The organism is Myxococcus sp. AB056, from assembly GCF_006547365.1.
GTDB lineage: Bacteria > Myxococcota > Myxococcia > Myxococcales > Myxococcaceae > Myxococcus > Myxococcus virescens.
Genome location: NZ_VHLB01000145.1, coordinates 1 through 15013, shown reverse-complemented (window position 1 = coordinate 15013; position 15013 = coordinate 1). Strand labels below are relative to the sequence as shown.

Genomic DNA, 15013 nt, shown 5'->3' with positions numbered 1-15013 from the left:
CCGCCGCCCCTGACACCACCCCGACACCCGACGCGGCCACCTGCCGGGCGAAGCGCCGCGCGAACGGCAGGAAGCCCTGATCCGGATGACGGCTGCCTACCATGGCCAGCCGGCGCCGCGGCAGCCCCGGCACGCCCCGGTAGAAGAGCACCGGCGGCGCATCCTCCACCTCCGCCAGCCGCTCTGGATAGGCCGCCTGCCCCTGGAACGCCACCTTCATTCCGGACGCCCGGCAGGCTTCCCACACCCGCCACGCCACCGGCGCCAGGCCCTCTACGGAGGCGAGCTTGCGACGAACCTGTGAGGAAACCGGCGCCTGGGACACCCAATCTCGCACCGGAGTCGCGGCGAGCGGCGCGAGGCTTCCGTCCGCGAACGCGCGCAGGGCGACCAGCGTCCTCGGCCCCAGGCCGGGAACGGACCAGAGCGCCAGGCATGCCTGCTGCTCCGCCGTGAGGATGTCCGTCTCAGCGTCCGCCATACCCGTCCCCCGCTCGATACCCACCTATATAGAAGGTGGGGCCGCTGGGAGGGGCGCGACACATAAACACCGGACCGCCACCGGTCAAGCACTCAGCCCCTCCATCCGAGGGGCCCATTGCATTTTTCCTGCCGCGCCGCTCAGCGGCTGGCCGAGGGCGAGGAGCCCGCGGACATGTGGGCGCGGTCGCCGGGGACCAGCTCCTCCAGGGAGCGGGTCATGAGGCAGTTGGAGGTACGCTCCTTGACCTCGGTCACCATGCACGCGCCGATGCTCCGCCAGGGGAAGGACTGCTCCTCCTTGGACGGCTTGCGCACGTCGTGGCCCAGCACGTGGCGGGACGGGTCCCCCTTGCGGAGGATGTTGAAGGTGTTGCCCAGCTCCACGCCGTCCGCGCTGCCCTTGTCCACGACGATGCTGTGGTTCTCACCCAGCACCGTCAGGTACGGCACCAGCGCGGTGATGACGGTGCCGTCCACCTGCTTCGCGTTCGGCTTCGGCGCCACGCGCTCGGTGAGGCGCTCACCCACGGGGCCCACCAGGTCGCCACGCTCGATGCCGTCCCACGTGTCCATGATCTGCGCGGTGACGATGCCGTCGCCCACGCGCTGCACGCGCAGGGTGCCCACGAAGTCGGTGAGGAAGCCCAGCTGGCGCCCGGTCACCGGGTGCTTCACGGCCTTGGTGGTGTGGTAGACGACGTAGCGGTCCCCCACCTTCACGTCACCCTTCCGCTTGAAGCGCACGTAGACGTTGTCCGGGAAGGAGAGCATCACCGCGTTGGAGGGCGAGCCCTCGATGCGGCCGGCCTCGTCCAGTTCGCGCTGGGTGACGAAGCCCTGCGTCGTCACGGGGACGGAGCTGGCCAGGTCGACGCCAATCTTGCCCGTCACGGTGACCTGGTCGTTGGAGGTCATCTCCATGGGGGCCGTCACATCGCCCTCGTCGACCACCATCTCCGTCACCTGGGTGGGGACCTCCTCGCCCGCGGCGAAGAAGCGCACCTGGTTGCCGGGGTAGATCCAGTGCGGGTTGGCGATCTCCGGGTTGTAGGACCAGACCTTGGGCCAGTACCAGGGGCTGCCCAGGTAACGCTGGGACAAGTCCCACAGCGTGTCACCGGACTCCACGGAGTGGACCTCACCGGGAGCGCTCTCACGGCCCCGGGGCGCGCCGGGCGGAAGGGTGATGGAGGTCGGCGGCGCGGAATCGGGCGCCTCGTCCATCACCTCGGCGCCGCCCATCTCACCGCCCGTGTCCTGCTCTTCCTCGTTCTCCTGCTGGGCGTACGCGGTTGGCGCGACGGCGAGGCTCAACATCAGCGAGGTGAGAATCCGGGAGCGCATCGCGGGACGTCCTTTCGAAAGAAGCATCACTGGGGGATCGCGGCGAGCCGCTGTTCCGCCTGGGTAGCAGCCGCCGTCCCCGGGAACTGGGTGACGACGCGGGTGTAGAGCACCTTGGCATCCGCGGACTGGTTGAGCCGCATCCGGCACTCGGCGAGCCGGAGCATGCCGTCCAGCATGGCGTCCCCGGCGGGATACTTGTCGATGAGCCGCTCGAACGTCTTCGCGGCTCCCTTGAACTCGTTGAGGCCAATCTGGCCCAACCCGCTGAAATAGAGCGCGTTGTCGGCGCGCGGGTGACGCGGGTTCTCATCGGCGAAGCGGCGCAGCTTCTCCACCCCGCCCTCCACGTTGCCGGTGCGCAGCATGTTCACGGCCTTGTCGAACTCCGCGTCGAGCACGTCGGGGTCCTGCTGCTCCCCCGCGTCCTCGTTCGACGCCATCATGGTCGCGGCCGACGCGGCGCTCGCCGACGAGCCGGACCCTTCGTCCGGCGCGGGGCTGATGAACATCTCCATCTGCTCGTCGTCCGGCTCCATCACCGCCACGGCGGTGGGCAGCTTCGGCGCGGGCTCATGGCGCGGCTTGAGCTTCACCACCGCCAGCTCCGGCGTGGCGCCCAGCGACTCCTGCGCGGACGCCTCCACCTTCACCGGAATGGAGCGCGCTGACGGGCCCTCACTCGAAGCCCCCGCGCGCGACACGGCGTCGTGCGCCTCCAACCGGGCCACCCGCTCCACCAGCCGTTCCTGGGACGCGCGCAGCGTGCGCAGTTCGGAGCGCAGCGCACTCACCTCCGCCTCCGAGGAAGCGGTGGTGGCGCAAGCGCCCAGCGCACACAGGGGCGCGGCGGCGAGCAGACGGAAGATGACGGAGCGCGCGGGCACGGGCCTTTTTCAGCAGAGGGGTCTCCCCGAGGATAGGAAGGCCCGTCGGAGAGCGTCAAGAAATCGGCCCCCCACACGGGGTGGCTAGAAGCGGTGTACCACGTAATTGAGGTGCCGCCCCGTCCGCCCCGCGTCCCGCCGGTGGGAGAAGAAGCGCGTGGGATCACACGCCGTACAGGCCTGTAGTACATCGACGTGGGCCCGCTTGAGCCCCGCCCCCTCCAACGTCTGACGCACCGCGCGGGTCAGGTCCAGCCGCGGCTTGCCTTCCACCCACCGCACCACTTCATCCCCGAAGCGCGCGCTGAAGCGCTGCGCCAGCTCCTCCGACACCTCGTAGCAACAGACCTGGATGGACGGCCCCACCGCCGCCAGCAGTCGCTCCGGCCTTGCACCGCGCGCCACCAGCACCTCCACGGCGCGCGCGCTGATGTCCGCGTCCGTCCCCCGCCAGCCGGAGTGCACCGCCGCCACGCGACGGCCATCCGGGTCCACCAGCAGCACCGGCACGCAGTCCGCCGTGCCCACCGCCACCCAGCTTCCCGGTGCCTGCGTCCACAGTCCGTCCGCCTCGCCCTCCGTGGGGCGCAGCCCCTGGGCCCCCTCCCCGCTCCGGGCCTCCACCACGCGATCACCGTGCACCTGCGACACGCGGCTCAGCGCTTCGAGCGGCGCGCCAGCGGCCTGTGCAAGGCGGCGGTGGTTCTCCTCCACGCGCGCCCGCTCGTCGCCCACGGAGAAACCCAGGTTGAGTGACGCGTAGGGCCCCTCTGAACAACCGCCAGCGCGAGTGGTGAAGCCGTGCGGCACCGGCAACAACGCGGAGGTGAGGAACTCGGTCGACATGGAATCTCCAGGAATCCACCTGATTGATGCACCAGGAGGTGATCCAGCGTCAGCGCAATCGTAGGATGATTTCGCCGCTTCGTTTGACAGGTAGCGTCAGCCACCTGACAATTCATGGACCTTCCCAACTCCGTGAAACCCGTCCGAAACTCCGCGCTCGAGAGCCGCGAGCACCCGTATGCCCCTGGGTCCCGACACCGTTGGTCGCAAGCTGCTGTGGAGCATCGCCCTGCCCGGGCTGCTCGTGGCGCTGCTGGGCGTCGGCCACTTCTGGCGTGAGGCGCGGGTCGCGGTCCAGGACGCCACCCAGGTGGAGTCGCTGGCGCTGGCGGAGTTCGTCGCATCCACCTTCACCCTCCCGCAGGCGCGCGGGGCTCCGGCCCATGGCGCGGTGACGGAGGTGATGCGCTCCGACACCCGGCTCTTCCGCTCGGTGGAGGACGTCCGGGTGCTGACGCCGGATGGGCGCATCCTCTGGTCCCGCCGCTCGGGTGAAGAAGGCACGACGCACCCGGAGGCCGCGCGGCTGACGGCCCCTGGCCCGGAGCGGGCGCGCTCGGTGGCGCAGATGACGGAGGTCATCCGTCCCCTCGGCGGGCCCGAGTGCGCCGGCTGCCACACCTCCGGCGACGTGCCGGGCGCCAGCATCCTGCAGCTGCGCATGGCGGAGCCGGCGCTGCACCAGCAGCTGTCGTCCGTGTTCGGCGCGGCGCTCGGCTCCATGGGCCTGTTCGTGGTGCTGCTGGCGCTCATCACCGGGCTGGCGCTGCACTTCGTCCTCACCCGCCCGCTGCGCAAGCTGAGCGTGGCCATGCGGCGCGCGGAGGCGGGCGACCTGCTGGTCCGCGCGGAGGCGCGAGGCACCGACGAGCTCGCGCAGCTGGGCGCGGCCTTCAACCAGATGCTGGCGCGACTCACCTCCATGAAGGCGGAGGAGATCGACACCCACCGCGACCTGGAGCTGGTGAAGGAGAAGCTGGCCCTCAAGGACGAGTTGGAGGACCGCCTCAAGGAGCTGTCGCTGCTCTTCGACGTGGCGCGCTCGCTCAACGCCACGCTGGAGCTGGATGAGCTGCTGGACGCCGTCACCCGGCTGGTGACCGAGCGGCTGCGCATCCCCGAGTTCTCCATCATGTTGATGAACTCGGACAGCTTGCTGGAAATCAAGCACGCCTGGCCGGAGGGCCGCGGCGCGGAGGGCCTCACCTTCGCGTTGGGCGAAGGCGCCTGCGGGCGCGCGGCGGAGACGCGCAAGTCGGTGTACCTGCCGGACACGTCGGACCGCTCCAGCGTGTTCGCCAAGCCGGACCTGGTGAAGGGCGGGCTCAACAGCGGCGCGCTGCTGGCGGCGCCCATGGTGCACATGGAGACGCTGCTGGGCGTGATGAACTTCCAGCGCCCCGAGGTGGCCAGCTTCTCCGCGGAGGAAATCGAGCTGCTCAACGCGGTGGCGGACGTGGTGGCCACGGCGGTGAAGAACGCCCGGCTGCACGCGGAGACGGTGAAGCTCACCATGACGGACCCGCTCACCGGCGTGCCCAACCGCCGCCACCTCTTCCAGCGCATGGAGCTGGAGCTGGCCCGTTCGAACCGCTTCGGCACCCCGCTGGCGCTGCTCATGGTGGACGTGGACCACTTCAAGCGCATCAACGACCTGGCCGGCCACCGCGTGGGTGACGAGACGCTGCGCCGGGTGTGCGACGTGCTGCGGCTGCGCGTGCGCAAGGTGGACACGCTGGCGCGCTACGGCGGCGAGGAGTTCGTCATCCTCCTGCCCCAGACGACCAAGGCGGAGGCCATGGAGGTCGCGGAGAAGCTGCGCCGCGCCGTGGCGGAATCCGTGGAGCTGGTCCAGCCGGGCCTGCCGGGCAACCACGTCACGGTGTCCATTGGCGCGTCGCACTTCCCCTCCGACGCCTCCGCCCAGGAAGAGTTGGTGGACTGCGCGGACGCGGCGCTCTATTTCAGCAAGCGCACCGGCCGGAACCGCACCACCCAGTACGAGGCCGGCATGGAGCTGCACCCGGGCCGCGAGCGGGGCCCGCACACGCCCACGGCCGAGCCTCCCGCCGTGACTGCCGCCGCCACGCCTCCGGGTGGCGTGGCCAAGGCGTAGGCGCTCAGCGGCGCACGAGCGTCTGCGCCATGGGCAGCAGCAGGTCCGCCCACTCCTCATAGCCATCGGCCGACGGATGGAAGCCGTCGTCCGAGAAAAAGTGGGGGCTTCTGGGAATCATCTCCTTGCTCGCCGTGAAGAGGTCCACGTGGTGCATGCCGTGCACCCGGGCCACCTCCGCGATGGCGGCGTTGAAGGGCTCGATGCGGCCTTCGTACAGCGCCGCGGGCACCAGCCGCGCCACCGGGGCCAGCGCCAGGTCCGCGAGGTTCACCACCACCAGCGGCGCCCCGGTCTGCTTCAACCTTCGCGCGATGCGGTCCAGGTCGTCCTGGAAGTCCTCCACGGGCGTGCCGCGCCAGAGGTCATTCGTCCCGATGCCCAGCGTCACCAGCGTGGGCTGCGCGGCCACGGCGCGCTTCACCTGTCCCGTGAAGACGTCACGGATGCGCGCGCCGCTCTGTCCCAGGTTGGTGAGGCCCACGGGCAGGCCAGCCGCGCGCAGCCGGGAGGCGAGGCGCTCGGGATAGCCCCCGCCTCGCGCCGCCCCCACGCCCACGGCCGTGCTGTCTCCAAGCGCGACGTAGTTGACGCTCATCCGCCGCTCCCACGCTCCGGACTCACGGCACCCGCAGGGCGCGCAGGTTGCGAGCCCCGCCCGGCGCCGTCACGCGCAGCAGCAAGGTGCTCCCGGACGCGGCGCCCTTGATGATGCGGGCCAGGGCGTCCGCGTTCTCCACCTTCTTGCGGTTGGCCTCGATGACGACCATGCCGGGCTCCAACTGCGCGCGGTCCGCCGGCGAGCCGGGTACCACGTCGGTGATGAGCGCGCCGCTGCTGTCCGTGAAGCCGGCCTGCTGCGCGGTGCGGGCATCCAGGTTCTGGAGGCTGACGCCCACGCGCCGGGAGCTCTCCTGCTGGTCCTCCGGCCGCTGCTTCCCCGAGGCCACGCCCTCCAGGTCCGGCCGCGTGCCGAGCGCCACCTTCACGTCCTGCTTCTTGCCGTCGCGGTAGAGCGTCAACGTGGAGGTGCTTCCGGGACGCTTGAGCGCCACGGTGCGCGTCAGCTCGCCGCTGGAGGTGACGGTCCGGCCGTCGATGGCGATGACGACGTCATCCTGCTTCAGGCCCGCCTTCGCCGCGGGAGAAGACGGCATCACCTGCGTGAGGATGGCACCTTGATTCACGGGGAGCTTGAGCGCGTTGGCCAGGTCCCGCGTCAAGTCCTGGATGCCCACGCCCAGCCATGCGCGCGTGACGGAGCCTTCCTTCTCCAACTGCGGCAACAGCGAACCGATGAGATTGCTGGGCACCGCGAAGCCGATGCCGGAGCCACCGCCGACGATGGCGGTGTTGATGCCCACCACTTCGCCCTTCATGTTGAAGAGCGGGCCGCCCGAGTTGCCCGGGTTGATGGCCGCGTCCGTCTGGAGGAACTCGTCGTACTGGCTGGCGCCAATCTCACGCGCCCGCGCGGAGACGATGCCCAGGCTGACGCTGGAGGCCAGACCGAAGGGGTTGCCAATGGCCACCACCCAGTCGCCCACGCGCAGTGCATCCGAGTCGCCCAGCTTCACGGTGGGCAGGTTCTCCACCTTCTCCTTGAGCCGCACGAGCGCCACGTCTGTGAGCGGATCACGCCCCACCACTTCGCCGCTGAAGCTGCGTCCGTCATCCAGGCGGATGGTGATGCTGACGGCATCCTCCACCACGTGGTTGTTGGTGAGGACGACGCCCTTCGGGTCGATGATGAAGCCGGACCCTGCCCCTTGGCGCAGCGGCTCGCGGCGCTGACTGCCGCCCTCGCGGCCTCCACCGAAGAAGCGCTCGAAGAGCGGGTTGTCCTCCATTCCACGCGGAACGCCGCCCCCTCGGGCCTGCACGTCCACGTTGACCACCGCCGACTTCACCGACTCCACCAACGGCGCCAGCGACGGAAGCGCCTGGGCCTCCCGTGTCGCGGGCTGGAGGACGTTCCCGGCGCCCGGCTGGGTGGCCGCGGGCGGCGACTTTGGCGCCTGCGAGACAGCAGCAGTGGGGGGCAACGCGACCAGGAGCGCGGCGACGAGCGCCTTCCGGAACGAGACGGTCGAACGGTTCATATGCAGACCAAGCTAAAGCCGAAAACCAGCCCCGCAAGCCAAACCGTCTGACGTGGCGACAGGAGGACACATCACCCCACCCTCCTCCCTCCTGGCCTCAGGCAGGCAGATAGAGGCGGTAGTCCAGCTCTGGATAGAGGTTGTCCCGCCCCTCCACGAGCGAGAGCCAGCCCTCGTCCAGACTGCCGCTGCGCAGCTGCTCGTGCAGGCGCTGGAAGCGCAGGATGTGCTCGCGCGTGCGGCGCTGGGCGTACTCCACCATGGTGCCCGTCTTCATGATGAAGGCCCAGTCGGAGGACTGGGCGAGCAGCAGCTCCCTGGCCGCCTGATTGAGCGCGCGACGCTGCAGCTCACCGGCATCCGGGAAGTCCCGCGCCAGCTCCACCATCTGCTTCGCGCAATGGTTGAGGTGGCGGTAGATCCAATCGTTGCTGCCGTCGAGCCACATGTTGGCGTAACCGCCCGCGCCCCACGAGGACAGCGGCGGCGTCGCCACCTGATTCTCCGGGTGCTCCCGCAGGTCATCCAACGGCGTCACCAGTCGGAACGTCTTCTGGTCATACGCGACCTTGCGGATGAGGAAATCGAGGAACTGGGGCCCCTCGAACCACCAGTGGCCGAAGAGTTCGGCGTCATAGGGCGCGACGACCACCGGCTCCCTGCCGCCCAGGCGCGAGGTCAGGTCTTCAATCTGCCGCTGGCGGTTGAAGAGGAAGTTGCCCGCATGCACCGACGCCCGCTCACGCGCGGCGAGCGGATCATAAGGGCGCTTCTCGTTCGTCTTCCCGGTGATGCGGAAGTACTTGAAGCCGGTGTTCTTGCGCTCGCCGGTGGGCTGGATGAACGGGCGGATGTAGTCCAGGTCCAGGTCCCAGCCGATGTCCCGGTAAAACTCGCGGTAGTCCGGGTCGCCCGGGTAGCCGTGCTCGGTGCTCCAGACCTGCTGGCTGCTCTCCGGGTCTCGGGCATACGCGGCGACGCCCGCCTCGGTGAAGACGGGCGCGTAGGGGCCATGCAGGGGCCGGGGCACGGCGTCCGTCAGGCCGTGCGTGTCGACGAAGAAGTAACGAATGCGCTCGCTGGCCAGCAGGCGCTCCAGGCCCGGGTAGTAGCCGCACTCGGCGAGCCAGATGCCGGCGGGGTCCCTGCCAAAGTGCTGGCGGTAGTGGTTCGCGGCCACCGTCACCTGGGCGCGGACGGCTTCGGGCACCTGCTGCATCAACGGCAGGAAACCGTGTGTCGCGTTGCAGGTGAGGATGTCCAGGTAGCCCGCGTCCTGGAGCCGCCGGAACGCGGCGACGAGGTCGCGCTTGTAGCGGTCATGGAACGCGCGGCGCAGGGACTCGAAGTGGTCCCGGTAGAAGCGGGCAATGGGGCCGAAGGTGGCGTCGTCTCGCGTCCGATGCACCTCTCGCGCGCCCAGTTCGCAGAGCAGGTCCAGCCGCCGTGCGTAGCGGCTCATCAGCAGCTCGTCGCGCAGCATGGAGACGAGCGTCGGAGACAGCGTCATCGCCAGGCGGAACGGGACGCCGTCCTCCGCCAGTCCGTCGAAGACCTGGAGCAGCGGGAGGTACGTCTCGGAGATGGCCTCGTAGAGCCAGTCCTCCTCGAGGAAGTCCTCATGCTCGGGGTGCCGAACGAAGGGAAGGTGCGCGTGGAGCACCAGCGCGAGGGAGCCCAGACTCATGGTCGTTCAATGTCTCCGTACGGGTTCAGGAGCGGCCGTCGTCCGAAGGCGGCTTCCGGGGAGGCGGCTCCGCCGCGTCGTGGGTGGCGTGGCCCTCGCGGGCCTCGAAGGAGGAAGGAGACGCCGTGCGGCGATGCGCCGCGCCTTCCGCACGGGAACGCGGCACTTCGAAGTAGCGGTGGTCCTCCTCCGCGTCGGCGTCTCCCTGCGCCCGGGCGTCGCTGCCCGGAACCGTGGCGCCGGATGAACGTGGCGGAGGCTCGAAGTAGCGCGGGTTCTCCTCGACCGCGGGGGGATGAGTACCGGCGCCGTGAGCATCCTTCGCGGTGGTTCCGGTTTCTGTGCGTGCCGACGTATCGGCAGCGCCCGACGGTTGAGTCGGAGCACCGAGGAAGCCTCGACCCGAGGCGCCTGTCCCCTGCGGAGGGGAATCCAGGTGGCGACGCTCCGAGGCGCCCGACACCCGTTCCGGGGCATCCAGGTAACGACGCTCCGAGGCGCCTGCCCGCTGCGGAGATGACTCCAGGTAGCGTTGCTCCGATGCACCCGACGCCCGTTCCGGGGCATCCAGGTAACGACGCTCCGAGGCGCCTGCCCGCTGCGGAGCTGACTCCAGGTAGCGTTGCTCCGATGCGCCCGGCGCGCGGGGCGGCGACTCCAGGTAGCGCAGGTCCGACGCTCCCGGAATGCGGCTGACGTCCAGGTGATGCGGATGCGAAGTCGCCGCACCTTCCGCATAGCGGAGGTCCGATGCACCCGGAATGCCCTTCACGTCCAGATAGCGATAAGGCGAAGCGCCGCTGACCGGCGAGCGAGTCGCACCGCCTTCCGCGTAGCGCAGGTCCGATGCTCCCGGGATGCCCTTCACGTCCAGGTAGCGGTGCGGTGACGTGTCACGGCCTGCCTGGCGTGCCGCGCCGCCTTCCGCGTAGCGCAGGTCCGATGCGCCCGGGACGCCCTTCACATCCAGATACGCACGGGGCCCTTGCTCCCTCCCCGCCTCGTGAGCGCTCCCTTCCGCATAGCGCATGTCCGAAGCGCCCGGCGCACGGCCCAGGGTCTCCAGGTAGTGCGACACGGGAGCAGTCACGGGTCCACGCACCTCGCGCGCATTCCGCAGCGCCGCGACCGACAGATAGCGCCGGTCCGAAGCCCCCGCCGCTCGCCCCACCGAGTCCACGTACCGTTGGTCCGAAGCCCCAGGCATGCGTTCCACCGACTCCACGTACCGCTGGTCCGAAGCGCCCGGCGCTCGCGCGGGGCCCTCCAGGTGCGCCTCCGTCATGTCCCTGCCGCGACGCTCCCTGTGGACTTCCGGCACATCCAGCACGCCACCACTGCCCGGCAGGTTCACCCGGCGCCACGACACGTACTCGCGTTCCTCTTCCGGCGGCGGCGCTTCCACGACCGCCGTGGGCAGCGCCGCCTCAAGCGGAGGAACCCGAAGGAAACGCACCGTCAAATCCGTGGAGACACCCGAGGGAGGCAACGTCACGCGGTTGCTCGAAGCACCGATGCGGCAGCTCCGCCCATCACGACCGACGAAGTGCGCCTCCACGCGATACGTCCGCCCTGACGGCAACCCTTGGATGTAGAAGCCGCGAGCCTCCACCGCGAAGTCCAACTCCCGCTCCATCTGTTCATCACCGAACACACGAAGCACGGTACGTGGCGCCTCCAGTGCGTCCTGCGCCCGCAGCAGGGCCCCCAGGCTGAAGTCCCAGGACACGAAGAGCGTGTGCGGGTCCCTGGGCAACAGGAGGACGGCGTCGTCCTGATACCCCTCCGGCAGCTCACCCAATCCCTCGGCATCCACGGGGGGCGGCGGCGAAACCGGCGCGCGCTCCACCAGATGGTGGCTGCGCGCCTCCTCCTCGCCAGCCACGCGCGCCACGAAGAAGCCCTCCTCCACGGGCTCCGCGGGCTTTTGCACGGGCGCGGGCCGTGTGACGGGCCGCGGCACCGGCTCCGGCGCGGGAACGAGCGGCCTCGTCACGGAAGGCATGACGGGCGTCACCGGCTCACGCGGCCGTTCCACTCGGGGCTTGGGCGGGAACGTGACCACCTTCGCGGGTTTGACCGTCGGCTTGCTCCCGGGCTTCTCGGAGGCCCGCTTGGCGGCCACCCGCTTGGGCGCGGCCACCCTGCCCTGGTCTTGCGCGCCGTCGGTCTTGGGCTTCGCGGCGGTCGGGGGCTTCGACTTCCGGGGCGCCTTCGCGGCGTCAGTGGAGGGCGCCTTGGCCTTCCTGGCGGCGGGAGCCCGGGCAGCAGGTGCAGCGGGTTTCGCGGCCGAGCGCTTGGGAAGCACTCGGATGCCCGCCAACCGGGCGAGCTTCGCCAGGGCGGGGACATAGGCGGCCAGGGCTGCGAGCAGCTCCTCTTTTTTCATACGACTGTAGCCGCTCCCCAGGTGCTTCCGTGCCAACTCCCTGAGGTAGCTGACCGTCACGCTCTTGAGGTCTTCCATAGGCAAAGCCGGCCTTTAGGTCGCTGGTCGTAGAGGGTCAACGTGCCAGCATTACATGTGTTCTTCGCCCGACCCCCTTTCTCGTTTCATCACCCGATGACACTCAGGGGGCGGCTAGGTATCCTGCCCACGCTTGAGCGACCTGCCCAGACTGCTCCTGTGCAGTTTCGACGTCATCCCCGGTCCGTCGGGTTCATCCCGGCGTTTGACCGAATACTTGAAGGCGTTGCCGGACCGCTTCTCCGTGGTGGTGCTGTCGGCGAAGACGCCTGACCACTCCCACATCGAGAAGTACCAGGGCGCCCGGCTGCTGCGCGTCCCGGTAGGCTCGGGGGACCTCGCTTCGCGCATCCAGGCCTTCGAGCGGGCCGTGCGCCGGCAGCTCGAAAGCGAGGACTACGCGCTCGCCCACTTCACGGACCCCTTCGGCGGATACGCATTGTGCGAGCTGAAGGGAGACTACGGGTACCGGCTCATCTACGAGGCCCAGACGTTCCCCTCGCAGGAGCTGAGGTACACCCACCCACAGACGGAGGGGGACCGGCGCTTCCTGTCGAAGATTCGCAGGCAGGAGCTGTTCTGCCTGATGAACGCGGACCTTGTCGTCACCGGCTCGGAGACGACGCGCGCGTACATCCAGTCGCTCGGCGCCAGTGAGGAGCAGGTCCGGGTGCTCCCCGCGCCGGTGGACCTCCAGCCCTTCACGCCCGAGGTGCTGGGCGCCCCGGACGGCGAACCGCTCCGGATGATGTACCTGGGCAGCCAGGTGGGGTGGCAGGGCCTGTCCACGCTGCTGCGCGCGGTGGAGGTGGCGGCCCGGAAGGAAGAGGTGCGCCTCACGGTGGTGGGCGCGCGCCACGCGGACTGGCAGCCGCACCTGGATGACCTGGTGAAGGAGCTGGGCCTGGGCGACCGGGTGGAGTTCCAACCCCCGGTGCACCACGACGACCTGGCCAAGGTGCTCGCGCTCGCGGACGTGGGCGTGCTGCCCATGGATGACGTGGAGCGCAATCGCGTTCAGGGCGGGCCGCTGGCGAAGGTGTCGGAGTACTGCGCCGCGGGCCGCCCCATCATCGCGGCGGACCTGCCCGTGACGCGGGAGCTCATCCCGGCTGGCGCGGGCGTCTTCTTCCCTCCGGGCGACAGCCAGGCCTTGGCCGACCGCATCATCGAGCTGGCGCGCGACGTGAAGCGCCGGATGGAGCTGGGCCAGGTGGCTCGAGCACACGCGGAGGCGGCGCTCGACGCGGGGCTCATCCGCGGCAAGCTCCTGGACCTGTATGACTCGCTGCTGGAGAAGCGGTCGGAGCCCGTCTCCACCACGAGCGAGGACAACCTGCCCGCGCCCACCACGGTGACGGGAACGCCCACGAACCGGCTGGCGGCGCTGCTGCCTCCCGAGCCCGCCCCCACGGCGGCACCGGTCTCCAAGAAGGCGCCGGAGCCTCGGAAGGACAAGGAGGCGCCTGCCGCGGGGCGTGCGCGCGAAGACCTGCCGCTGGTCATGGGGCAGGTGCTCGATGAGGGGCTCGACACGCGCCTCATCAAGACGGAGCTCGAGACGAATCCCATCGAGCCGCCCGTGGTGATGGGCGCGCCGCTGCGAGAGCGCTCCGCAGCGGCCGCCGATGCCGCGACCACCACGGTCCGCGAGAGCGAGGCCTCCGCGTCCAGCCTGCCCGGCAACGACGCGACGCCGGAAGGTTTCGCGCACGACGCGAGCGACGACGACGATTCCGAAAGCGCGCTTCCCATCGTTCAGGCAACGGAGGTCGAAGACGCGGACGAACCCCCGTCACCGACGCCCATCGTCAAGGCGCCGGTTCCGTCAGCGCAGGCCTCTTCGTCGGTGAGCGACGACACGAGCGAGCACGCGGCGGCGACGCCCGTCGTGAAAGCGCCCTCCTACTCGGGCCGGTTCTCCGCCGTGCAGAGTGACGACGGCAGCGAAGCCTGGGGGGCAACGCCCATCGTCAAGGCGCCATCGTCTTCGGGTCGGCTGCCGTCGGTGCTGAGTGACGACGGCAGCGAAGCCTCAGGAGCAACGCCCATCGTCAAGGCGCCCTCGTCGTCAGGCCGGCTGCCTTCGGTGCTGAGTGACGACGGCAGCGAAGCCTCGGCGGCAACACCCATCGTCAAGGCGCCATCGTCTTCGGGTCGGCTGCCTTCGGTGCTGAGTGACGACGGCAGCGAAGCCTCGGCGGCAACACCGATCGTCAAGGCGCCATCATCTTCAGGCCGGCTGCCTTCGGTGCTGGACGAGGACGGAAGCGGAGCCTCGGCGGCAACGCCCATCGTCAAGGTCCCGCCGCCTCCAGGCCGGCCGCCGTTCTCCGTCAGCAGCGACATTGACGAAGCTTCGGCGACAGCGATGTCCGCCAAGGGAAGCACCGCCTCATCGAGCCGCCTTTCATCCTCGGCGAGCACGGATGCCGACGAAGCCTCGGCGACGACGCCCGTCGTCAGGGTCCCCCCACCTCCGGGCCGGTCTCCTTCGCCCGTGGGCGCGGATTCCTGTGAAACCTCATCAGCGACGCCCATCACCAAGGCGCCCGCCGCGCTGAACCGAGCGGACTCGGACACCAGTGAAGCTGCCGGGGACGCTGATGAAGCCCCCGCGCCGACCCCGGTCGTCCGCAGCCCCGTCGTCGGAGCGCGCTACGAGCCCCCCTCGCACACGCCGGTGGTGCGCTCGCCCTACGAGCGCCAGCGGGACGAACCACCCGCGCCGACGCCCATCATCCGCGTGCCCACTGAGCTGCTCCAGGAGCTCATCCCCACGCGCTCATCCAGCAGCCGCGGAACCGATTCCTCAAGCCGGCCGGAAGAGTACCCCACCCCCACACCCATCGTCCCTGCGCCCTCCTCGCTGTCGAGCCGCAGCATCTCGGCGCGAATGGAGACGCCCGTCGGACGGATGACGGCACTGACGCCACAGCAGCGGTCCACGAACACGGAACGGCCGCCGCCCATCTCCCGCCCGGGTGCCTCCGAAGCAGAGCGCCTGCCGCCCATCCGAGGAGGCGCGTCCGCGAGCGCACCGGAGCGCCCGCCTCCGACCCTCCACCCGAGCACCTCGAC

Annotated in this window: 10 protein-coding genes; 2 read left to right on the top strand and 8 right to left on the bottom strand. The window is 69.9% G+C overall.

Going from position 1 to position 15013, the window contains the following annotated elements:
• The 4 genes from FMP39_RS35390 to pgeF all read right to left on the bottom strand — a co-directional run.
• A partial coding sequence (locus FMP39_RS35390; RefSeq protein ID WP_194858702.1) for a DNA-processing protein DprA occupies positions 1–481 on the bottom strand: 481 nt, incomplete at its 3' end.
• Positions 482–621: 140 nt separating this feature from the next.
• Positions 622–1827, bottom strand: a complete 1206-nt coding sequence (locus FMP39_RS35385) for a LysM peptidoglycan-binding domain-containing protein (RefSeq protein WP_194858701.1) — start codon at positions 1825–1827, stop codon at positions 622–624.
• A 26-nt stretch (positions 1828–1853) separates the two neighbouring features.
• Complete coding sequence (locus FMP39_RS35380; protein WP_141594387.1) at positions 1854–2714, bottom strand: tol-pal system YbgF family protein; 861 nt, start codon at positions 2712–2714, stop codon at positions 1854–1856.
• 84 nt (positions 2715–2798) lie between these two features.
• Complete coding sequence (pgeF, locus tag FMP39_RS35375) at positions 2799–3560, bottom strand: peptidoglycan editing factor PgeF (RefSeq protein ID WP_141594386.1); 762 nt, start codon at positions 3558–3560, stop codon at positions 2799–2801.
• Between the two features lie 178 nt (positions 3561–3738).
• Between pgeF and FMP39_RS35370 the strand changes: the two genes are divergently transcribed.
• Positions 3739–5676 (top strand): diguanylate cyclase, encoded by a 1938-nt coding sequence (locus tag FMP39_RS35370; RefSeq protein WP_141594385.1) that lies wholly within the window; start codon positions 3739–3741, stop codon positions 5674–5676.
• A 4-nt stretch (positions 5677–5680) separates the two neighbouring features.
• On the opposite strand, the gene FMP39_RS35365 is transcribed toward FMP39_RS35370, so the two are convergent.
• The 4 genes from FMP39_RS35365 to FMP39_RS35350 all read right to left on the bottom strand — a co-directional run bounded on the left by FMP39_RS35365 (position 5681) and on the right by FMP39_RS35350 (position 11854).
• Complete coding sequence (locus tag FMP39_RS35365; protein ID WP_141594384.1) at positions 5681–6274, bottom strand: SGNH/GDSL hydrolase family protein; 594 nt, start codon at positions 6272–6274, stop codon at positions 5681–5683.
• A 22-nt stretch (positions 6275–6296) separates the two neighbouring features.
• Positions 6297–7778: a trypsin-like peptidase domain-containing protein gene (locus tag FMP39_RS35360; protein ID WP_141594383.1), complete on the bottom strand. Its 1482-nt coding sequence runs from the start codon at positions 7776–7778 to the stop codon at positions 6297–6299.
• Between the two features lie 97 nt (positions 7779–7875).
• Positions 7876–9465, bottom strand: coding sequence for a glycoside hydrolase family 57 protein (locus FMP39_RS35355; RefSeq protein ID WP_141594382.1), 1590 nt, complete (start codon positions 9463–9465; stop codon positions 7876–7878).
• A 25-nt stretch (positions 9466–9490) separates the two neighbouring features.
• The gene (locus FMP39_RS35350; RefSeq protein ID WP_228558608.1) at positions 9491–11854 is read right to left on the bottom strand and encodes a DUF4912 domain-containing protein; all 2364 of its coding nucleotides are present in this window, start codon (positions 11852–11854) and stop codon (positions 9491–9493) included.
• 304 nt (positions 11855–12158) lie between these two features.
• Here FMP39_RS35350 and FMP39_RS35345 point away from each other — a divergent pair.
• A partial coding sequence (locus FMP39_RS35345; protein WP_255508569.1) for a glycosyltransferase family 4 protein occupies positions 12159–15013 on the top strand: 2855 nt, incomplete at its 3' end.